Here is a 21,070-nt window from a genome sequence, read left to right as displayed (position 1 = left end):
GATCGCTGTGTCATGAATGGTCATTAGTTATGTCAAAATAACTAATGACTACCAACCCACGATCGCCGTGACAATCTAGTTAAAATCTAAAGAGGAATTAAGGAAAATATCCATGGCACGCGCTAAGTTTGAAAGAAATAAGCCCCACGTAAACATCGGTACTGTCGGTCACGTTGACCACGGCAAAACCACCCTGACCGCAGCAATCACCATGTCGCTCGCGGCAATCGGTGCGGCTAAAGCCCGCAAATATGACGAGATCGATGCTGCTCCTGAAGAAAAAGCGCGTGGGATCACCATCAATACCGCTCACGTAGAGTATGAAACTGTCGGTCGTCACTACGCACACGTAGACTGTCCCGGACACGCTGACTATGTGAAAAACATGATCACTGGTGCGGCCCAAATGGACGGCGGTATCCTCGTCGTATCCGCAGCCGACGGTCCCATGCCTCAGACAAGAGAACACATCCTCTTGGCGAAGCAAGTTGGTGTACCTCGTCTAGTCGTGTTCATGAACAAGACCGATTTGGTTGATGATGATGAGTTACTCGAACTCGTCGAAATGGAAATTCGCGAACTACTCTCCTTCTATGACTTCGATGGTGATAACATCCCCGTCGTTTCCGGTTCCGCAGTCAAAGCCGTCGAGCAAATGATTGCTAACCCCAAGACGATCCAAGGTGAGAACGAATGGGTAGACAAAATCTACGACCTAATGGCAGCAGTAGATGACTACATCCCTACTCCAGAGCGGGAAGTTGACAAACCATTCCTGATGGCAGTTGAGGACGTATTCTCCATCACTGGTCGGGGTACAGTTGCAACCGGACGGATCGAGCGTGGGAAAGTCAAGGTTGGCGAAAACGTCGAAATCGTCGGTATCCGCGATACACGTAGCACCACCATCACTGGTGTAGAAATGTTCCAGAAATCCCTCGACGAAGGTTTTGCTGGTGACAACGTCGGCGTACTGATGCGCGGTATCCAAAAAGCAGACATCGAACGCGGTATGGTAATTGCCAAGCCTGGGAGCGTGAAACCACATACCGAGTTTGAAGGTGAAGTATACGTACTGACTGACAAAGAAGGCGGTCGCAAAACTCCATTCTTCCCTGGTTATCGTCCTCAGTTCTACGTCCGTACCACCGACGTAACCGGAAACATCAAAGCCTTTACTGCCGATGACGGTAGTGCTGCTGAGATGGTGATGCCTGGAGATCGGATCAAAATGATTGTCGAACTGATCAACCCAGTTGCGATCGAACAAGGAATGCGATTTGCAATCCGTGAAGGCGGTCGGACAATCGGAGCTGGTGTCGTAGCCAAAATCATCAAGTAGGTTAATTACCTAAATTAAAGATAGAGATGCACAGTCTGTGTATCTCTATCTTTGTGTCCGATAAATTATTTTGTACCTTGAAAACCCAAACCTAAAAATTATGGCAACTGTAACTCAGCAAAAAATTCGCATCCGTCTCAAAGCATTCGATCGTCGCCTCCTCGATACCTCCTGCGACAAAATTGTGGAAACCGCCAATCGGACTGGAGCAACTGCGATCGGCCCAATTCCCCTACCCACTCGCCGCCGGATCTATTGCGTCTTGCGATCGCCTCACGTAGACAAAGACTCCCGCGAACACTTTGAAACCCGCACCCATCGCCGGATTATTGACATCAAAGATCCTTCCGCCAAAACGATCGATGCGTTAATGAAACTAGATCTACCCGCAGGTGTAGACATCGAAGTAAAACTCTAGATATTGAGTCACTAACTTATTTTCAGAAGTCCTCATTTGAGGACTTTTTTGTAGATGTTATGATAAAAAGTAAGTTGCGTTGTTAGAGATCGATCGCATGGTTAATACTCAAATCCGTCAGCTCACTAGTACTGAATATTATCAGATGATGGAAAGTGGCATCATCAGGGAAGGAGAACGAGTCGAATTAGTCTTAGGACAAATTTTCACGATGGCGGCAAAAGGCACTCGACACACACTTTCTACCCGTAAACTATTCAAACAGCTTTTAGCCTTAATTGGCGATCGAGCCGATGTTCAGAGCCAAGATCCGATTACGTTACCTAACAATAGCGAACCAGAACCAGATATCGTTATTGCGAGATTGCGATCGGATGATTATGTGAACAGTCATCCATCACCTGCCGATATTATCTTAGTCATTGAAGTGGCCGATTCGAGCATTAAATTCGATCGCGAGACGAAAGCACCACTGTATGCAGCAGCAGGAATTAGTGAATATTGGATTATCAATCTGATTGACGATCGCTTAGAAATATATCGCCAACCTGAAGGTGATATCTACACCAGTATTGAGATTGTGACACCACCTCGATCGGTTAGCTTGCCGCAATTTCCAGAGATTTCACTTAATATTAGCGATTTTTTCCCAGCCTCAAAAACTTAAAATTGATTCGAAAACTTTTTGAGCGTGGGTTTTAATAAATTACTATTTCAGCTCGATCAAATATGAAATTTGAATCCAGATGGACTATAGCGATCCTAAATCAGATTCTTAGGATCGAATACTGGTGCGTTATGGCTCTGGCCTAAGACACCTTACATCAACCTAGTTTTTCACTTAGGATTGCTATGGACATCTTCACCAATAGGTGAATCCACGAGCATTTATTCTTGACGATCGCGATCTATGTACAGTCGAAAGAACAAGCTACCAGAGTCAAAATAGATCTTCGATTTTGATGCTGGTATGCTACAAGACGAGGTAAGACACCCCACGATCGAGCTGAGATCGCAACTAGGCGTTGAGAACCTAGCACTTATGAGACTAGATCCGTTAACCTTATAAATATACCCTCGGCTTTCAATCCTATCCGCAAATGGCACCTTCTTCTTCAATCGCTGTGAGAGAACTTCCCTTATTTCCGCTCCCCGAACTGGTGCTATTTCCTGGTCGTCCACTCCCATTACATATTTTTGAATTTCGTTACCGGATCATGATGAACACGATCATGAGTAGCGACAGGCGGTTTGGTGTTTTGATGTGGGACCCTGTCAGAGGACAGCCAGCAGATATCGGTTGTTGTGCGGAGATCGTCCATTTTCAGCAATTGCCTGACGATCGGATGAAAGTTTTGACGATGGGGCAGCAACGCTTCAGAGTGCTAGAATACGTGCGCGAAAAGCCCTATCGCGTCGGGTTGGTCGAGTGGATCGAAGATCGTCCCACCGAAGCAGATTTACGCCCCTTAGCGACCGATGTCGAGCGGCTCCTGCGCGATGTCGTGCATCTGTCTGGAAAGTTAACAGAGCAACCAGTTGAGTTGCCAGAAAATTTACCAGATTTACCGATCGAACTTTCCTATTGGGTAGCTAGCCATCTTTATGGAGTAGCAGCCGAACAGCAAGCTTTACTGGAAATGCAAGATACTACCACTCGACTCGATCGCGAAGTAGAGATTTTGACATCAACTCGCAATCATCTCGCGGCGAGAACGGCACTTAAAGACGCTTTACCCTAGCTTCGATCGAGCAGATTACTTCCTGAGTGACTCTTCAAGTGGCTGAGAGATGTTGGTTGTCGAGCGCACTCGCTGACAGTCCCATCGATGATAAATTCAGTGCCGATCGAGATGTCGGAAGATCGCCTAGATCTGTAGAATGATGAGGTTGCTACAGATGTGAGTGAAATAAGTGTGGACGCAATTAAATTTGGGACTGATGGTTGGCGGGGTGTAATTGGGGCAGAGTTTACATTCGAGCGATTGTTGATGGTTGCACCCATTGCCGCAGCGGTACTCGCAGATACCTATACAGCGAAAACGGGCAATCGCCAGATTATTGTCGGTTTCGATCGCAGGTTCATGGCGGAGACTTTTGCCAAGCGGATGGCTGAAGCCTTGCAATTGGCTGGGTTCGATGTGATTCTTAGCGATACTTACGCACCTACCCCAGCATTTAGTTGGGCGGCACATAGTCAAAATGCGCTGGGTGCGCTGGTGATTACCGCCAGTCACAATCCAGGTGAATATCTAGGTTTGAAGGTGAAGGGTAATTTTGGGGGTTCGGTACCGCCAGAGATGACTCAGCAAATCGAGGCTAGATTAGGTGAAACTTTACCTACCAGTCAGCCAGGAACTTTGACTACTTTCGATCCGTGGGCGAGTTATTGTCAGGAGTTGCGGAGCAAAGTCGATTTGGCGAGTATTCAACAAGCGATCGCGACAGGGAAACTCAGTATATTTGCTGATGTAATGAATGGTGCGGCGAGTACTGGATTGGAACGATTGCTGGGGACACCGATTACGGAATTCAATAGCAAAACCGATCCCTTGTTTGGTGGTGGTGCGCCAGAACCTCTAGCTAAATATCTATCCCAATTGATGCGCTCGATCCGCAGCCATGCTGGGGCACCAGGGGTCAGAGTAGGTTTGGTATTTGATGGGGATTGCGATCGGATTGCGGCTGTAGATGGTGCTGGTGAGTTCCTGAGTTCGCAAATTTTGATTCCGATTCTCATCGAGCATTTAGTCAAGCGGCGCGGGTTTACAGGCGAAATCATCAAGACGGTGAGTACGTCCAACCTCGTTCCAAGCATAGCGAAACTTTACAATCTGCCAATTTATGAAACCCCGATCGGGTATAAGTATATCGCCGATCGGATGCTAGATACACCAGTGCTGATCGGTGGTGAGGAGTCAGGAGGCATTGGCTATGGCAATCACATTCCCGAACGCGATGCGCTCCTATCGGCACTGTATCTACTCGAAGCGATCGCCAAATCACAGCAAGATTTAGGGGATTTGTACCGCCAACTAGAGAGCCAAACTAACTACAATTTTAAATACGATCGAGTAGATCTACACTTGGAAAATATGGAGGTACGATCGCGCTTAATGGCGCAATTAGAGACCAAACCATTTGATAAAATTGCTAAAATAGAAGTACGCGATCGCAATCTAAGAGACGGTTATAAATTCAATTTAGTTGACGATAGTTGGCTACTAATTCGGTTTAGTGGGACAGAGCCAGTGCTCAGACTCTATTGCGAAGCGGCGACGATCGAGCAGGTGCAGCAAACCTTAGCCTGGGCAAAGGATTGGGCAAAGTCGGTGACCTAATATCGACGATCGTTGCGGATCTCAAAAATTTAGCTAGCGGACAATTTCCGCTGACAGTCAATCATGAAAGCTTTGATTTTTTTAGCAACGATCGCCGCAACAGTTGTGAGCGCACTCCTCCCCAGCGCAGCTAAAGCACAAGGTGTGTTTGTTCAGCCATTTCCTTCAACTGGTTATTCGTCAACTACTATCTACATCCCATCAGTCGAGCCGATCTTAGTCAGCCCAACCGATCGGACTCCGATTATTTATCCCACTTATAACTACAATTACCAGCCCAATTCAACGACTTACTATGAACGCGGCTATCCTAACTACCGCAATCGGGTATATCGTCAACCGCCAGTCATCATTCAACAGCCAAAGAGTTATCCTCGGACCGGAGGACAGCAAACTTGTACCACGTCTGTGATTGGCAGCCCAATTCCCAGCCCGATTGCACTCGATCGTTATACTGGTATGCCTTGTAACTAGAGTCAATTCGAGCGACGATCGGAGAAATCATCATTTTCCGATCGCCGATGGAATCAAGGCTCAAATTAATGGCTAGTGACAGACTTGGCACGCTCGTAAGCATTGATGACAGCGGGACGACTCTGCATCCGAACGAACCAACGCTGGAGATTGGAAAAATCTGCAAGATTTTGGTGCTGTTTTTCATGGGGGACAATCCACGGATAGCAAGCCATATCCGCGATCGAATAATCGCCTGCAATATAATCTTTATTTGCTAATTGACGATCGAGTACGCCATATAGACGCGCAGTTTCCTTGACATAACGATCGATCGCGTACGGGATTTTTTCGGGTGCATATTGAACAAAGTGGTGATTTTGTCCCGCCATCGGCCCTAAGCCGCCCATTTGCCAGAACAACCATGCCATCACAGTCTGGCGTTCGCGCAAACTTGTGGGTAGAAATTTACCTATTTTCTCTGCTAAATATTGGAGAATTGCCCCCGATTCAAATACTGAAATCGGTGCGCCACCGTCAGTTGGAGCGCGATCGATAATTGCTGGCATCCGGTTGTTGGGTGCGATTTTGAGAAAGTCTGGCTGAAACTGGTCTCCAGCTCCAATATTAATCGGGAAAATTTGATACTCTAGATTCGCTTCTTCCAAGAAAATCGTAATCTTGTGTCCGTTTGGTGTCGGCCAGTAGTAAAGTTCGATCGTCATTTAATACCTCAAATTAATCGGACTAGATGTTAGTTGGAGCATTTATTCAATAAACTCAAGCACTCGCACTAGCGACTGTGGCTGCGAATTAAATTCGAGAGCTTTTGCTTCGATTTGGGCTAGTTGCCCGAGTGCGAGACCGCATCCTCGCCCATATTTGGCACGAACTCGATCGCTCGCAATGTTTAGTGCAGTCTGCGATCGAGTGACAAAATCTGCCAGTTCATAATCTCGATCTAGCTCGAAATACGATTTGACGATTGAGGATGGAGAGTAGCAGATAGCTTCAGAACCGTCTGGCCAGCGGACTTTGAATCGAGATTCAGGCATAGCTTTTACTATTTTAGATAAATCAATAGCGGGAAGTGGTAGCAGATTAAACCCGATTTCCAAATCCCGTTAATGCTGCTTGGTGAAAATCCCAAAAAATTATTGATTCTTGTTGAGATTTGAGGATCATCTGTGGAGGATCGATCGCTTCGCCAATGTCTTCACAGGCAATTTGCCGATTGCCAAACATTTGTTGCACTGCGAAGACTCGATCGGGTCGGACACTCAATAAAAACCCGTAACTGGGAAAGCTTAACAACCAGCGATCGCATGGTACTTCTGCTGCTCTCGGAATGGCATCGAGATCGATGACTGCCCCACAGTTAGAAGTCTCCAACAGCATCAAAATCGTGCCGATAATTCCGCCCATACTAATATCCTTTCCGGCAGCACACAGCCCATTTTCAGCCAATTTGGGTAACAATTCTAGATCCTCACGGAGCCGAGCGGGATCTGTTTCGGTCGCAGCATTCCAGAATGGGTATTGCGGGTGCAGTTTGCCGCGCAGATCGATCGCCATGAGGAGTCGATCGCCAGGTTGCGCCTGAAAGCTCGAAATTAGATTGTGGGCGCGTCCTAAAATCGCTATAGAGAGCGCATTATATGCACTTCGAGTATTGGTATGTCCGCCGACGATCGGTACCTGATAAGCCCGTGCAGCGGCACTCATTCCCGCCAGCAGGGGCTGACTAATTGCTGCATCCTGACTCCAGATCGTATCGACGATCGCGATCGGTCTGCCACCCATCGCATAGATATCGCTGACATTGACCATCACTGCACTCCAACCCGCAAACCACGGATCGGATGTGACAAAATCTGGCATCATCCCTTCAGCAGCCAAGAGTAGATAACCATCACCGTCAGGAATTGCCGCACAATCGTCCCCTAGTTGGATCTTATTTGCCGCATTTTCCGTACCGAGGAATCGCGCTACAGATTGGATATCTTGTTTGTGGACGATACCTAGAGATTGTTTGAGTATTTTGGCTAGCTCATCTAGTTCCATCAGGAGGCTTGGCTGTATTGTGAGGCTGGACGGATCTCATTATTGGCAGGGTAGTAGTCTAAATCTGCCTGCATCAAGTGGTGGGCGATGCCGCGAATTTCGATTGATTCGAGGGAATCCCAGTGTAAGCGTTGGAAAAAGCGGACATTTTGGATTTGGACGGTGGCGAGAAAGCGATCGCAGCCCCAAGCATTGGCGGTAGTAACGGCTTTATTAATCAAGCCTTTGCCGATGTGCCACCCTCGGCGATATTCAGGATGTGTACCCAATCTCCCGCCATACCAGAGGCGCGGTTCGGGTTCGTAGATCCGCACGATACCCAGAACTTCGAGGGACAAAGCATCGGGTTCGACGGCAATAATCGGGTGAGCGATCGCGTCCAGGGCATCGATATCATCATGCTGGAATAGAGCCTGTTCTTCGACAAAGATTTTGTGGCGGAGATCGAAATAGGCAACGATTTCTGGTTGAGAGTGAGCAAGCTTGAATAAATAGTTGGGCATGAGATGACAACGACTGAAGTCGTAGCTAGTGTTGCGTAATGTCCACCTGTAATGTGCTAATCCTCAAAGCTAGACAGAGCCGAACACGCGCCGCATTTGCCGCAGCCAGCCTTCATCTCCTTCGCTGACATCCTCGATCGATTTAACATCTCGCCTACCTGCTGATAGAGCGCAAACATCATCTCACTACTCGGCGCAGGGTGGTGCTCTAAAGGAGTACCTGTAATCGGTACAAAGGGGACAATGAAGGGATAAACACCGAGTCGGATCAGTCGATCGCAACCTGCAACCAGAGCCGCTACCGTATCCCCCAGTCCTGCTAACAAATAAGTGCTCACCTGCCCGCGTCCAAACACAGCTACGGCTGCTTCAAAAGCTTGAAAGTAATACTCAACAGGCACATCCGCCTTTCCAGGCATAATCTGGGCGCGTACCGCTGGGGTAATCGCTTCCAGGTGCATTCCCAGACTATCTACCCCCGCATCCTTGAGTTTCTGAAACCACCTAAAGTCATCAGGAGGTTCGCACTGAGCCTGAATCGGCAGATTGACACGCTGCTTAATTGCTTGGGCGCATTCGGCCAGATAAGCGGCACCGCGATCGCTTGTATTGGGGGTACCGCTGGTCATCACCATGTGTTTGACACCATCGAGCCGGACGGCGGCGGCGGCGACTTCGGCAAGTTGAGCGGGGGTTTTGCGGGCAATCGTCCGATCGGCTGCTAGGGATTGCTCGATCGCGCAAAACTGGCAGACAGTCTCGCTATTGCGGTACCGCATACAGGTTTGCAAGACGGTTGTAGCCAGCACATCATGACTGTGCAGGAGGGCAATCTTCCAGTAGGGGATGCCATCGGCGGTAGTCAGGTTGTAGAATTGGGGCGTTTTGGGGAATGCGATCGGGACGATTGCTCGTCCGTCTAGGCGGATGCTTGCTTGGTTGGATATTGGGTCGAGGGTAGCAGTATAAGGGGATTGGGCAGCGGTTTCAGTGTAGATCGGTACCATGATCGTCGTGCCGTCGATCGTCACTGCTTTATGGTCGGATGGTCCTGCACCGCCCTTTCTACCAGATACTCCCGCGCCGACTTCGACTATTTGCAATCCTTGCGATTGCAGTTCGGTCATCAATTTTTGCTTATTCATTCTTACTCCCCTCCTCAAAGGGGCTAGTGGGTCTAAAAATCCCCTCTTGGGAGGGTTGCCCATAGGGCAGCACATTGATAGTGCGGGTGGGTAGATCTCCGCTCTTACCTCCACACACAACCGCCCACTGACTCGGATTCAATTGCAACTGCAACAAGTCAGGGCGGGAATAATGCCCGATCGCATCCATCATCCGCTTGCGCTTGGTAATCAGCGCGAAATCCAGATCCGCGATCGCGATCCCTTCGCCTTCAGTAATGGGAGGATGGAGAATATTGCCTTCAGGACTGATAATCGTCGTAAAACAACCGCCGCTTAATGCTTTTTGGAGCTTGTCGTCAGTGGTAATTTGGCTCACCTGCTCGGGGGAGAGCCAACCCGTAGCATTGACCACAAAGCAACCTGCTTCCAGCGCATGATGACGGATCGTGACTTCCATCTGGTCGGCAAAAATCTGACCCACCATCGAGCCAGGAAATTGAGCGCAATGGATTTGCTCGTGTTGTGCCATCAGTGCAAACCGCGCCAGGGGGTTGTAATGCTCCCAACAGGCTAATGCACCCAATCGCCCCACCGCAGTATCCACTACCTTCAATCCCGCGCCGTCGCCTTGCCCCCACACCATCCGCTCGTGATAGGTAGGTGTGATTTTGCGCCGCTTTAGCAAGAGGCTACCATCGGCATCAAAGATCAGTTGAGTATTGTAGAGCGAACCGCCATCGCGTTCGTTGATCCCCAGTACCACAACAATGTGATGCGATCGAGCTGCCTGACTTACCGCTTCGGTGACAGGGCTGGGTACTTCCACTGCTTCTTCATACAGTCGCAGATGCTCTTTACCCATCAATACGGGGGGCTGTACGAATGAAAAGTAAGGATAGTAAGGAATCAATGTTTCCGGAAAAACTACCAGTTCTGCGCCCATTTGGGCGGCTTTGTCGATCGCTTCCAATACTTTTTCAGTCGTGCCCTCTCGACTATATAAAACTGGACTAATTTGGACGGCGGCGGCTCGAACTTTGCGCGTAAAATCCACAAATCTTTCCTCTTTTAATCAATCCCAAATCATTACACCAGCCGTAGGTTGAGTTGAATGAGTGTAAAACCCAACACATGTGCAGATCGATTGTGTGGAAGTTGGGGTTTCGTTCCTCAACCAAACCTAAAACTTACCCCCTTCCCTTTCCAAGGGAAGGGCTGGGGTGGGGTAAAGATCTTCGCAGCAACTCAACTACAACGTCCAGGTATCCAAAATAAACGCCCCTTCCTTGCGGTGCATCAATACGATATCCAACACATCTAATGGGTTGATCGGGATAATCCCTGGAATCAATGAAGCCTCGCCATGTCCATATAGAGCCTGTAATGCAAACCGACAGCAATAAACCTTACCCCCGTCGCTGATGAATTTAGCAATCCGCACCGTGAAGTTTTGATGTCCGGGAAATGCCTCATCACCCAGCTTGGGAAACCCACGCTGTAAGCCCAATGTTACCCCAGGGCCATAGAGTAAAATTGAAGTCTCAAAGCCCTTTTTTTTCAAGCGGGTGGCTTGTAATAAGTTCACCAGCCCGATCGATCCTTCAAATGCCACTGTGTGAAATGTCACTAAGGCTTTCTCACCAGGTTCGGCTTGCACATCGGGGAAGACTTTCTCTTCATAATCAACAAGAAAATCACCAGTTTTGTGCGCGGGTATAGTAACTTCTGGCATGACGATCTACTCCGGTTCTGCTTGTCAAGATTGATGCCAGATTAACGTTCGATCGAATGCAGATTTTGTATCTACAACTACGAAATCTAGATGTCTAGCAGTATGGATAGTTCGTAAGTTGGCGATCTCAAAAATAGCTATAGCATCTATTTCAAGCTGTCTAAATCGCTAGGTTTTAAAAATAATTGTAGTCTAAGCTACGAACCAAGTAAAAATTCATTAACGACACTCCAAGGGCTACTAGCAGATGCTCTGCCTCTGAGGGTAATATGTTCGGCAATATAACTAGCATCACGAGCCACTCCAGAAAATCGCGCCGACCCCCAAGTGTACAACCAAGGTAAGCCGATGAAATAACAGCCAGATACACTAGTGATGCCGCGATCGTGACTGGGATAGCCACTACCATTAAAAACTGGAATATCGATCCAGCTAAAGTCAGTTTGAAAGCCTGTAGACCAAATTACTGTCTGAATATTAGCGGCTGCTAAATCCAAACTTAATTCTGAGTTTTCCGGCTGCCAAATGGGTTGATATGGCTGTTCGATGGGAGCTGCAATCTGTTCTTTTTCGATAAACCTGTCGATATTTTGTTTGATGTTTTCAGCAACTGTATCTGCTCGATCGAGATTGTGCTGTAGGTCGTCTTGGAACTCTAGTTTACCATCATTAATCGATCGCAATCGCCCATGCAATTTCATCCCTGAGAGCGCGAATTTCCGTAAGTCAATCTCGCGTCCGCCATCGCGTCCAGTGAGATAATGATTGGTATTACTGCGTGCCGTTTCCTTCTTGGGATGCTCGTCGATCGAGATGTCATAATAACCCATTTTATCGAGCCATTCTACCGCATCTTTACCGCGATATAAACGTGGCGATCGCGGCGCACCCCCGACACACATATGCACTTGCGTCCCCGCCAGGTGCAAATCTTCAGCAATCTGACAGCCAGATTGCCCCGTACCCACTACCAACACGCTCCCTGCGGGTAAAGATTCGGGATTTTTATATGTAGAAGAGTGAATTTGATAGATAGCATCAGGCAAGCGTTCCGCCAGACGGGGAATTTTGGGCGTATGATAGCCACTGACGGCAATGATGACTCGATCGCCAGTATACTCACCGATCGAGGTACTAACGGCAAATAAGCCCGTTTCCATCTGGCTAACTTTAGTTACCGTCACCCCTTCTTTAATCGGTGGGTTGAAGCTAGCAGCGTAGCCTTCGAGATATTTGACGATCTCATCTTTGGGCATAAATCCATAGGGATCGTTACCAGGATAGGGATAGCCAGGAAGTTGGCATTGCCAATTGGGAGTCACTAGACAAAATGTATCCCACCGCCGCGATCGCCATTCATGCCCGATGGTATGCTTTTCTAAGACAATATGCTCGATACCGCGCTGCTTGAGACAATAACTCGCGGATAATCCCGCTTGTCCGCCACCAACGATAATAACCGGATAGTGATAACTCATAAAGTGCCCAAAATAGTGTGAGGCTATCTAGTCACAGTAGGATCTCGATCGAGTGGGTTTTGTATTTCTGACTACGGAAGCTCTAAGTCTAGTGATTTGGCTATTCTGTGTGGGTTAAATAGGATATGAGACTCGATCGCTCTTGATGTCCTATCGAAATCACTATTTTAACCAAAAAATATTGCGAGGAAGTCACTGCCGAGCAAGCACAGCAGAATCAAGCCGCGATCGATCCGCAACTGTCAACTGTTACAGCGGTAGCTCTGATTCTGACTCGATATTTTCGATCGCTTGAATCCCGCGCGGATCTCCGAGTTTGAGTAAAGCTGCTTTGGCATCATCTCTGACACCTAGATCGCTATCTTCTTCCAGTATTTGAATCAAAGCATCGACCGCAGTAGCATACACTACATTTGATGGTAATTCTCGGCAGAGTCTCCCCAACGACCACGCACAGTTGCTCCGTACCGCCGCCTGCGGGTCTTCGATCGCTGCTCTAATAATCGGCGGAATCGTGGCAATCACCGACTCATAACTGAGATCTGCGGCTTGTCCGAGGGCACTAGCTGCCCAGAGTCGGACGGCGGAAATATCTACCTGGAGCGATCGCAATAGCGGTTGGAGTGCGCGCAGATCGCGACAGTTGCCCAGTGCCCAGACAATTCCTTTGCGAACGTAGCCATTCCAATCGCGATCGAGTTGAGCGATCAGGGGTTCGACAGCATCATGGCTGGGGTTTCGCCCCAATCCATAGGTAGCAGCAACTCGCACTAATGGGCAAGGATCGGCGAGCAACGCGATCAAATGAGGAATCGCTCTGGCATCTTGCAGCTCGCAAAAAGCTCGGGCAGCTAGCATCCGCTGGCTAGTGACTGGATGAGTGAGGAGTGGTAGCATCTCCTCTGGATCTGGTCTGAGGGGTTCTGGATTGGCATCTAGCACCTCCAAAGTGTCTAGATCGTCCAGATGAGGATCTAGCTCAGTGTCATCCTCTAAAAAGTTCAGCTCTGCTTCGTAAACCATAATCAATACTCTAGCCTATGACCATATCCAAAATCTAGTCTCAAGCTCTGCATTTACCTGCCAATGTCATGAGATCGACTTCGACTAATTAGTAGCCGCGAGTGAGTGGCAATTTGCTCCAGCTCGAACGGCTCTGCCAACGACTGTATCTGGCATTATAGCAAAGTGGCTGTCTCGGATCTCGGTTGCGTCAGAGCACTTCTTCTCATAGTGCCATGACGCAGGTGATTCAGTAGATGTTAAACAGTTGACAGTTGACAGCGATTCGCGCTCGTCTTTGGTTGGGTGACCCGAAGCGACGTTTGTGGGGGAAGCTTCCCCCACAAAGCTCGCGCCCCACTGGCTCTGCCGACGGTTTAGCGCGATCGAGAGAGCGAAGTTTCTTCGGGCAGGGGATTTAAACCCCTGCGCTTTGTTAAGCTCTAGTTAATCAGCTTAATTTGGATCGAAATTAGACTTGAGTTTCAATTGCAGGTCTGTGCCTTTCTTCAATACTACTTCACCGCCAGGACTGGAGAGTACAAATGCTGTGGCTGCTGCTGCACCTGCTAGCTTGCCATTCTTGAATTTCGTCTTATTGCCAATGAAGTTGCCGACGATCGTGCCACCCAAAATGATTCCAGCATTTTTGAGAAATTGCCCTTTTGTTTTGGTTTCCACCCGAGTATTGACTAATGTAAGCTCGATCGGGAGCACATCGCCATTTTTGAGTTCGATCGCATCGAATGATAAATTCATCAGAGCTTTTTGACCTTTTGCGGCTTTAGTTACATTTTGGAGATGTCCGACGATTGTGGCATCTTTTAGAGCTGGATATTTACCAACCGAACCATTTTTGACTTTAATAGTAAATTTGTCATTGGTACGATTTTTGCCACTAGAAAGTTGTTGTTGAAGATCGGTATCGATCGTCACTCCTGCTGGAACTACTGCTAGGGCACGGCTATTAGTCATGGCTCCAGTCGTCGCTGGTGCGCTCGCCGTACTAGCAGATTTGTCAGCAACCTTACTACCACAACTAGCCAAGCCACCCAAAGTTAGTGCAATTAGCACTAGCGAAACAGATTTTTTTAACATTATTTTAGACTCCACACCTCAAACCACGTCAAAATTAGACATGCTCAGAATAGTTTAGCATTTAGCGATCGATTCAACTATTGGCTATTTGTCGGAAAATCTCTGGATTCTATCCCTACTCACTAGGCAAATATCTAGATGTGTATCTAGATATTTGGACATCATTACTCACTTTATCAAAAATTAGACCGAGAGTATTGAGCGGTTACTTTGCCAGTTATTTCTCGACCCAGCCATGCCGTATTGTGAGCGAGAGATTTGAGACTATTTTTAGTGACTGTCCAAGTTTTTTGGGGATCGAAAAGAATGCGATCGGTCGGTGGAGATTGATGGAGGCAGTGAGCTGGCTTGGTGCTCAGTGCCGCCCACAATTCAAGGGCGGTGAGCTGTCTTGAAACCACTAGGTGTTGCCATAGCAATGGTAATGCTAATTCTAAGCCGATCGCGCCAGGAGGAGCTTCACCAAAAGCGACGGTTTTTTCTTCATAAGTATAAGCACTATGGTCGATCGCGATCGTGTCCAATACTCCGGTTTTAATCCCCTCAATCAGGGCAATTTGGTCGTCTAAGGTGCCTAAAGGCGGGTCGAGCTTGAAATTGGGGTCATAGGTAGCCAGGTCGGTCGTATTGGCGACCAGATGCAGCCAGGTGGTACTAGCGGTAATGGGGACGCCGCGTTGTTTGGCTGCGGCAATCAGTTCGACTCCCCGTCGTGTCGAGATCCGCATCAAATGGACGGGGGTGCCGATCTCGGCGACGATCTCGATCGTGGCAGCTAGAGCCGCAGCTTCACTACTGACAGGATCGACAGGCAAACCAGCTTTGAGCGCGGCGACTCCGGCTCTGGCGATGCCATTGCCGCGCAAGGTGCGATCGAGTGCATATAATCCGATCGGGCGGTTGAATGGGTGGAGATATTCGAGGAGGCGGCGGGTGAGTGCGGGATTGGCGATCGCCTGTCCATCTGCCCAGCCTGTAATATTAGTGGTGGCAAGTTCTGCCAATTCTGTCATCGTCTTGCCTGCTACCCCTTCAGTCAATGCGCCCCAGTAGCCAAGTTGAGGACAGTTGGGAATCTGGGCGGCAATGTGATGGTACTCGCGATCGAAGCTGATGATACTACTGAGCCTATCGAGGGCGGGTAAGGTATCGGGTAGGATATTGACTGAGACAAAGCCACCTGCTTGAGCGGCGGTTAATAAAGAGGCGATCGTTTCGCGTTCCTCATGTCCAGGGGTACCACTATGACTATAGAGATCTACCAAACCTGGGGCGAGAATTAGGTGTTGTCCGGGGGTAATCTGGAGATCGGCAGGTAGTTGGGTGGTGGCTGAGACTTCCTCAAATCCGCCCTCGATGACTAATATATCTGCCACTCGCTCGGTATCCCCGATCGGGTCTAATATTCTTACCTGTTGGAATAATTGGTTAATCATTAGTTCCCTCTCCTAGTGCAGGTGAGGGTTGAAGATGAGATGACAGCCACAGCAGCAATTCAAACAAACTTGTCATTTACTGGAAACAAGGGGCAAATGCATTGCTAACCAAAAAGTAGGAGTTTAAAGCCTTGTAGTTGGGTAGAGCGGAGCGAAACCCAACGCTCTAGAAATGTTGGGTTTCGCTCCGCTCTCCCAACCTACACAAGTTATTTAATTCTCATTTTTAAATCAGCACCGCTGTATTTCTTATAATGCGCCAGCCGCAGTCCGATCGAAAATCCCGCCCGCTAGATGACTGGTGAGGTTGAGAGCTTGAATCACAGGCTGACCCTCGATCCCGTCTGGATAGTCGATGACTGTCACGGCACCATTACCTTGCTTGATCTTCCAGATATCTGCCAAATCCAGTCCGAGCAAATAACATAATAATACCTTATTCGTCGCGTCGTGAGCGACAACGATCCCCGTTTGCGGATGAGTGCCCACTCGATCGAGAATCCGCTGCCATGCCCCAGTCGCCCGATCCCAGACATCTTGGAGATGCTCTCCTTCAGGCATTTGGACGGATTCGGGGTGAGTCTGCCACCGTTCCAATTCGCCTGGATACTCAGCTTTGATTTCAGCTTCAAATTTGCCTTCCCACAATCCATGCCCGATCTCGCGCAGATCGGCATCCTCCTGTAAGATTACATCTGGATGCGCCTGGAGGATGATTTGGGCTGTCTCTTTAGGACGTAACATCGAACTCGTAAATCCAAAGTCAATTGGGATGGTTTTTAAAAATTCAGCGGCTAGACTGGCTTGCTTGCGTCCATTATCATTGAGTGGGACGTCAATTTGACCTTGAAATTTACCCGCTCGGTTCCAGTCAGTTTCACCATGACGGACGAGCAATAAGCGTGGGCCACGATTGGGGGGGCGAAATGTTGGGAGTTTTTGACCGAGATGAGTGGTTTGATTGAGTGATTCTAGCTGAACGCGTTGGCAAAGCCTCTCTTCTGGAGAATCGTCCCAATTGCCACTAAAATTGAGCACGGTGATGCCACAATTTGATTGCTGGATGCTATGGTACAAGCGCGGCGCAATGCCCAGTGCAGTGCTAATCAGGGCGCGGTTGATGCCGTTGTGGGCGACGATGAGGATTGTTTGTCCCTGATGTTGCGGTAAGATTGCTTGCCAAAAAGCCGTCGCTTGGGCGTATAAATTTAGGACTGGGAAAAACTCTTGCTGGCTACCATCAGCTTGCGGTAACAGCATCGTTAATTCGTGGGGACGTTCTTTCCAAATTTGATACTCGTGGGCATACTTTTCGCGGACTTCCTGATTGAACATGGTTTCCCACAGTGGGAGATCGATTTCCAGCAAGCGATCGTCTGTGTGGAGGCGATCTTGCTGCCCTAAACCTGTCAGAACGGTAGTTGCGGTCTGCTGTGCGCGTTGCAGCGGACTAGCATAAGCTGCGGCAAATTCCAAACCTGTAAATGCTGCACTGGTAAGCCTAGCATCTTCGATCCCGCGATCGGTCAGCACGGATAAATCGCTACGCCCTTGAATCCGCCCTTGACTGTTATAAGTGCTCTGTCCGTGCCGTAAAATGATAACTCGCATACTCAAAGGCTCTGTCCTCCACGATCGCTGACTTATCTTATCAGGCGGTGGGGAACACCAACAACTAGCCTCCGAGACTTTCACCATCCGCAGGTATCACTCGACTGTTTCCCAACCACTCCTACAAAACTTAATACGTTGGCGATCGATTCAGATCGCTTTAATGCAAATCAGACTAAACTAGTAACTAGTGAACCGCGATCGAAACATCGACAATAATTGCCAAGATCTGACCGAGATGGCGATCGAAGTGATGGATGAAAGTTTAACCACTTTACGCGTTGATAATTAATTAGTATCATTTGCTCGATCGCCCAATATTTTAATATTTTCTTAGTATTCACACCGCATTACTCCAATCTGCATTTTATTTTGTATCGCTGGTTTCGCAAATGTCTAATTTGACTTCAACTATCCAGGGTAATTACTCCCCACACGTATTTGAGAGTGCCCGAGAGTTGTGGCACCAAATGGCACAAACAAGCGGACAGGAGCTGCGGTTGATTACCAATGCCCAATTGTTGGCACATCCAGAAGATCGGACTCAGGATGTCGGTGCTAGACTAGCCTCAATCGAAAATTTGGCTCAATTCTCTTTAATACAATCCGATCGCTTTCAAGCATTACTAGTTGGGAGCACCATCACATCAACCCAATCTCCCCAAATAGCGATTGAAATCATCTTTGCACCAGCACAAATAGAGCGATTTCTTCAGCCACTGATTCCTTATTTACCATCAACAGTGCAGTTAATTACCAATCCTAGCTTTGAGAACGATCGCGATATGCAAGAGCATTTCGATCGACTAATAGCAAGTGTGTTGGCGGAGCCGCTGTTACAAGGCACCGCTGCTGGAAAGATTAACAGTTCTGAATCTCTCCAGAACGATATATCATTTGCTCGCCTGTCGCAGCGAGCAGTCGAACTAGAGCGACAGATAGAGCGATCGCACTTACTCAATTATATCGTCACCCAAATTCATCAAACATTAGATTTACCGATTATTTTGCAAGCTGCCGTCGATCAGGTACAAACATTTTTACATGCAGATCGACTAATCATCTATCAATTTGAGTTCGCCAAAATTGACGGGAAAAGTAGTCAAGAATTTGCTAGCTATAACGGCGTGGGGAGAGTTGTTTATGAGTCGATTGGCGATCCACATCTTGAATCCGTGCTAGCTGTTACGGAGTATCAGGATTGCTTTGAAGATCGCGTGATGTGGCAAAAGTACCGAGCGGGGATGACTAAAGCGATCGATCGGGTCGATCTAGAGTATATCCAAAATCAATGTATGCTGGATTTGATGGCAAAATCTAGCATCAAGTCCAAATTAGTAGTACCGCTGGTTGTCAATTCAGAGTTGTGGGGTTTATTAATCGCTCATCAGTGCCAATCGCCGCGTCAGTGGCAAGCGCAAGAGACCCAATTTTTGCAAAGAGTCGCCGAACATTTGGCTTTGGCGATCGATCGTTCTGAGTCATATTCAGCCAGTCTTTGGCATACTCAAAATCTCGAACAGCGTGTCAACGAACGAACGCGAGAGTTGCATGATGCCATGATTGTCGCCCAAACTGCCAATCAATCTAAAACTGAGTTTCTCGCACTCCTGAGTCATGAATTACGAACACCATTGACAAGTATTTTAGGATTGTCAGATACACTGCTAAGATTGCCACTAGTTAACTTAAATGAGCGACAACAAAAATATCTCAAAATTATTCATAATAGTGGCGAACACCTGTCAGAATTAATTGATGATATTTTAGATTTCTATAAACTAGAGGTTGGTAAGACTTTTCTCAAAATTAGTGAATTTTCATTGACCAGACTTGTCGAACACGTAGTGGAAATCGTCAAGCCCAAAGCCGAACGTGGTAAAATTAATATCGAGGTAGCAGCGATCGACAATGGTAATATCCCCCAGCGGAACAGTCAGGAATTACGCTTCCGTGGCGATCGCAAACGCATCCACCAAATATTACTTAATATCTTGACAAATGCTGTCAAATTCACGCCCGCAGATGGCACAGTCATCATCCGAACTTGGCTGGAGGAAGGTACTGCCGTACTGGAGATTGAAGATAGTGGCATCGGGATCGAAGTCGAACAGATTCCGCGCCTATTTAAAAAGTTTCATCAACTAGATTCCAACTACGATCGAGATTATGGCGGCATGGGATTGGGACTGGCAATCACTCAGCAATTAGTCGAATTACATGGTGGCTCGATCGAAGTTGACTCGCTCGTGGGTTCTGGCTCGACTTTTACAGTCCGCTTGGCAGCACAATCGCTCCCATTACCGGAGCGAAATGATTGGCAAGAAATGGATCGTCAATTGGTGTTTCAAGATCCCGAACTCAACCCAATTTTTAACCGGATTGTATTGATCGAGCAGGATGAAGATGTGGCAAACTTTATGTGTGATATTCTCACAGCAGCGAGGTATCAAGTAACTTGGTTATTGTCTGCGGAATCATCATTTAGACAGATCTCGATGTTTGAGCCAGATTTGGCGATCGTCGATCTCACTTTTCATGCAGATATTGTCGAGCGGACGATCGCTAATATCCGTAAATCGACTAAAATTGGCAATCTCAAAATCCTGGCAATCGCCACTGAAGGACAAATTATCAGTCCGACGAGCAATCGATACGTAGATGATTATTTATGGACACCAGTAAATCCCGAACAGTTGCTACGTAAAATTACGAAGTTACTCAGCCAAGTAAGTGTCCGAGAACAGGCTGTGGGGAGGGCAGAATAGTTGCAAATTAGAGCTGTGAAGAGCTAATTTAGGGGCGAACTCGTTACCAGTTTGACAGTTTTAGTCCCAATTGCGTGTAAATGTGTCTTATGAAAGAAACCACGTTTGGCAGTTGGGAACTGCCATTGATAGCCATCCGGATCGGGATATGCGTTCATCAATTTCGCCCAGACGTTAGCATTATTGGCAGCGGTTAAGAGATTACCGCTCACAATACTCAATCGTGTAGCGAGTTCGCCCAATTCCAATTTGAGATAGGTAGCAATTTCACCCTGACTATCGATCGTCAGATACTGAGCATCTTTAGATTGAGTGAGTGTGTTGAGAACGTTATAGACTTGAGTAGCCGATTGTTGATGCCGATCGAGCAGATCGGTCAAGCGATCGATCGCACTCACACAATGAATATCCAAACCCGAGTTGGTGCAGGAGTTCAATAGTTGTGTCAGACACTGAATCTGCGTCTGTTCGATTTCTAGCTGATGCTGATGAACGATCAGCGTTTGGTTGACGGATTTTGCTAGTTGCTCGAATTCATGGTTGAGAGTTGTCATAAATGAGAGTTGGGGGGTGAGGGAAAACGGCAGTTGGAAGGCTGAAAGCTTGAGTGGTTGGCGATGGCGATGCTGAAAAGTTGTAGTCTGAGGCAAGGATGCACTGTCAAATCGAGATTTAGTAACTAAGGAAGTACAACAGT

General features: G+C 47.8%; 20 protein-coding genes. 7 read left to right on the top strand and 13 right to left on the bottom strand.

The features are described from left to right. The first annotated feature begins 112 nt into the window (after positions 1-112). The 6 genes from tuf (at position 113) to ACEW9I_RS17320 (ending at position 5,575) form a co-directional block, all read left to right on the top strand. A complete protein-coding gene (gene tuf / locus ACEW9I_RS17345; RefSeq protein WP_373541581.1) occupies positions 113-1,342 on the top strand; it encodes an elongation factor Tu in 1,230 nt (409 codons plus the stop codon). 100 nt (positions 1,343-1,442) lie between these two features. After that, positions 1,443-1,760 carry a 30S ribosomal protein S10 gene (gene rpsJ / locus ACEW9I_RS17340; protein ID WP_310421610.1) on the top strand — a complete coding sequence of 106 codons (318 nt, stop codon included), beginning with the start codon at positions 1,443-1,445 and terminating at the stop codon, positions 1,758-1,760. A gap of 97 nt (positions 1,761-1,857) precedes the next feature. Further along, the gene (locus ACEW9I_RS17335; RefSeq protein WP_373541580.1) at positions 1,858-2,427 is read left to right on the top strand and encodes a Uma2 family endonuclease; all 570 of its coding nucleotides are present in this window, start codon (positions 1,858-1,860) and stop codon (positions 2,425-2,427) included. A 433-nt stretch (positions 2,428-2,860) separates the two neighbouring features. Next, on the top strand, positions 2,861-3,502 hold the full coding sequence (locus ACEW9I_RS17330; RefSeq protein WP_373541579.1) for an LON peptidase substrate-binding domain-containing protein: 642 nt from the start codon (positions 2,861-2,863) through the stop codon (positions 3,500-3,502). A gap of 168 nt (positions 3,503-3,670) precedes the next feature. Beyond that, positions 3,671-5,101 carry a phosphoglucomutase/phosphomannomutase family protein gene (locus ACEW9I_RS17325; protein WP_373541589.1) on the top strand — a complete coding sequence of 477 codons (1,431 nt, stop codon included), beginning with the start codon at positions 3,671-3,673 and terminating at the stop codon, positions 5,099-5,101. Between the two features lie 63 nt (positions 5,102-5,164). Further along, positions 5,165-5,575, top strand: a complete 411-nt coding sequence (locus ACEW9I_RS17320) for a hypothetical protein (RefSeq protein WP_373541578.1) — start codon at positions 5,165-5,167, stop codon at positions 5,573-5,575. 65 nt (positions 5,576-5,640) lie between these two features. Here the strand turns inward: ACEW9I_RS17320 and ACEW9I_RS17315 are convergent, their stop codons facing one another. The 12 genes from ACEW9I_RS17315 to ACEW9I_RS17260 form a co-directional block, all read right to left on the bottom strand. After that, positions 5,641-6,279 carry a glutathione binding-like protein gene (locus ACEW9I_RS17315; RefSeq protein ID WP_373541577.1) on the bottom strand — a complete coding sequence of 213 codons (639 nt, stop codon included), beginning with the start codon at positions 6,277-6,279 and terminating at the stop codon, positions 5,641-5,643. Positions 6,280-6,321: 42 nt separating this feature from the next. Beyond that, positions 6,322-6,609, bottom strand: coding sequence for an MSMEG_0570 family nitrogen starvation response protein (locus tag ACEW9I_RS17310; protein WP_373541576.1), 288 nt, complete (start codon positions 6,607-6,609; stop codon positions 6,322-6,324). Positions 6,610-6,655: 46 nt separating this feature from the next. Then, positions 6,656-7,618, bottom strand: a complete 963-nt coding sequence (locus tag ACEW9I_RS17305) for a sll0787 family AIR synthase-like protein (RefSeq protein WP_373541575.1) — start codon at positions 7,616-7,618, stop codon at positions 6,656-6,658. Continuing rightward, positions 7,618-8,121 carry an MSMEG_0567/Sll0786 family nitrogen starvation N-acetyltransferase gene (locus ACEW9I_RS17300; RefSeq protein ID WP_373541574.1) on the bottom strand — a complete coding sequence of 168 codons (504 nt, stop codon included), beginning with the start codon at positions 8,119-8,121 and terminating at the stop codon, positions 7,618-7,620. The genes ACEW9I_RS17305 and ACEW9I_RS17300 overlap by 1 nt, the downstream gene beginning before the upstream one ends. A gap of 56 nt (positions 8,122-8,177) precedes the next feature. Then, on the bottom strand, positions 8,178-9,266 hold the full coding sequence (locus ACEW9I_RS17295) for an MSMEG_0568 family radical SAM protein (RefSeq protein ID WP_373541573.1): 1,089 nt from the start codon (positions 9,264-9,266) through the stop codon (positions 8,178-8,180). Further along, on the bottom strand, positions 9,259-10,302 hold the full coding sequence (locus ACEW9I_RS17290) for a Nit6803 family nitrilase (RefSeq protein WP_373541572.1): 1,044 nt from the start codon (positions 10,300-10,302) through the stop codon (positions 9,259-9,261). Before ACEW9I_RS17290 ends, ACEW9I_RS17295 begins: the two co-directional genes overlap by 8 nt. A 195-nt stretch (positions 10,303-10,497) precedes the next feature. Further along, positions 10,498-10,980 carry an MSMEG_0572/Sll0783 family nitrogen starvation response protein gene (locus tag ACEW9I_RS17285; RefSeq protein ID WP_373541571.1) on the bottom strand — a complete coding sequence of 161 codons (483 nt, stop codon included), beginning with the start codon at positions 10,978-10,980 and terminating at the stop codon, positions 10,498-10,500. A 197-nt stretch (positions 10,981-11,177) separates the two neighbouring features. Then, positions 11,178-12,458, bottom strand: a complete 1,281-nt coding sequence (locus tag ACEW9I_RS17280) for an MSMEG_0569 family flavin-dependent oxidoreductase (RefSeq protein ID WP_373541570.1) — start codon at positions 12,456-12,458, stop codon at positions 11,178-11,180. 249 nt (positions 12,459-12,707) lie between these two features. Next, positions 12,708-13,481 carry a HEAT repeat domain-containing protein gene (locus tag ACEW9I_RS17275; protein WP_373541569.1) on the bottom strand — a complete coding sequence of 258 codons (774 nt, stop codon included), beginning with the start codon at positions 13,479-13,481 and terminating at the stop codon, positions 12,708-12,710. A 435-nt stretch (positions 13,482-13,916) separates the two neighbouring features. Then, on the bottom strand, positions 13,917-14,558 hold the full coding sequence (locus ACEW9I_RS17270) for a hypothetical protein (RefSeq protein WP_373541568.1): 642 nt from the start codon (positions 14,556-14,558) through the stop codon (positions 13,917-13,919). A gap of 176 nt (positions 14,559-14,734) precedes the next feature. After that, entirely contained in the window at positions 14,735-15,994 is a 1,260-nt protein-coding gene (locus tag ACEW9I_RS17265; protein WP_373541567.1) for a dihydroorotase, read from the bottom strand. 249 nt (positions 15,995-16,243) lie between these two features. After that, a complete protein-coding gene (locus ACEW9I_RS17260) occupies positions 16,244-17,605 on the bottom strand; it encodes a histidine phosphatase family protein (protein ID WP_373541566.1) in 1,362 nt (453 codons plus the stop codon). Positions 17,606-18,006: 401 nt separating this feature from the next. Between ACEW9I_RS17260 and ACEW9I_RS17255 the strand changes: the two genes are divergently transcribed. Further along, entirely contained in the window at positions 18,007-20,373 is a 2,367-nt protein-coding gene (locus tag ACEW9I_RS17255) for an ATP-binding protein (RefSeq protein WP_373541565.1), read from the top strand. Positions 20,374-20,396: 23 nt separating this feature from the next. Here ACEW9I_RS17255 and ACEW9I_RS17250 read toward each other — a convergent pair whose 3' ends face one another. Beyond that, positions 20,397-21,023, bottom strand: coding sequence for a hypothetical protein (locus ACEW9I_RS17250; protein ID WP_373541564.1), 627 nt, complete (start codon positions 21,021-21,023; stop codon positions 20,397-20,399). Positions 21,024-21,070: the final 47 nt, after the last annotated feature.

Source organism: Chamaesiphon sp. (assembly GCF_041738855.1).
Classification (GTDB): Bacteria; Cyanobacteriota; Cyanobacteriia; order Cyanobacteriales; family Chamaesiphonaceae; genus Chamaesiphon.
Note: the sequence above shows the minus strand (reverse complement) of the source record. Positions and strands in the feature narration are given on the sequence as shown.

Bases quoted from the DNA above. Each gene is read 5' to 3' on its own strand.
- tuf (WP_373541581.1), top strand. From the start codon at position 113: ATGGCACGCGCTAAGTTTGAAAGAAATAAGCCCCACGTAAACATCGGT.
- rpsJ (WP_310421610.1), top strand. From the start codon at position 1,443: ATGGCAACTGTAACTCAGCAAAAAATTCGCATCCGTCTCAAAGCATTC.
- ACEW9I_RS17335 (WP_373541580.1), top strand. From the start codon at position 1,858: ATGGTTAATACTCAAATCCGTCAGCTCACTAGTACTGAATATTATCAG.
- ACEW9I_RS17330 (WP_373541579.1), top strand. From the start codon at position 2,861: ATGGCACCTTCTTCTTCAATCGCTGTGAGAGAACTTCCCTTATTTCCG.
- ACEW9I_RS17320 (WP_373541578.1), top strand. From the start codon at position 5,165: ATGAAAGCTTTGATTTTTTTAGCAACGATCGCCGCAACAGTTGTGAGC.
- ACEW9I_RS17315 (WP_373541577.1), bottom strand. From the start codon at position 6,279: ATGACGATCGAACTTTACTACTGGCCGACACCAAACGGACACAAGATT.
- ACEW9I_RS17310 (WP_373541576.1), bottom strand. From the start codon at position 6,609: ATGCCTGAATCTCGATTCAAAGTCCGCTGGCCAGACGGTTCTGAAGCT.
- ACEW9I_RS17305 (WP_373541575.1), bottom strand. From the start codon at position 7,618: ATGGAACTAGATGAGCTAGCCAAAATACTCAAACAATCTCTAGGTATC.
- ACEW9I_RS17300 (WP_373541574.1), bottom strand. From the start codon at position 8,121: ATGCCCAACTATTTATTCAAGCTTGCTCACTCTCAACCAGAAATCGTT.
- ACEW9I_RS17295 (WP_373541573.1), bottom strand. From the start codon at position 9,266: ATGAATAAGCAAAAATTGATGACCGAACTGCAATCGCAAGGATTGCAA.
- ACEW9I_RS17285 (WP_373541571.1), bottom strand. From the start codon at position 10,980: ATGCCAGAAGTTACTATACCCGCGCACAAAACTGGTGATTTTCTTGTT.
- ACEW9I_RS17280 (WP_373541570.1), bottom strand. From the start codon at position 12,458: ATGAGTTATCACTATCCGGTTATTATCGTTGGTGGCGGACAAGCGGGA.
- ACEW9I_RS17275 (WP_373541569.1), bottom strand. From the start codon at position 13,481: ATGGTTTACGAAGCAGAGCTGAACTTTTTAGAGGATGACACTGAGCTA.
- ACEW9I_RS17270 (WP_373541568.1), bottom strand. From the start codon at position 14,558: ATGTTAAAAAAATCTGTTTCGCTAGTGCTAATTGCACTAACTTTGGGT.
- ACEW9I_RS17265 (WP_373541567.1), bottom strand. From the start codon at position 15,994: ATGATTAACCAATTATTCCAACAGGTAAGAATATTAGACCCGATCGGG.
- ACEW9I_RS17260 (WP_373541566.1), bottom strand. From the start codon at position 17,605: ATGCGAGTTATCATTTTACGGCACGGACAGAGCACTTATAACAGTCAA.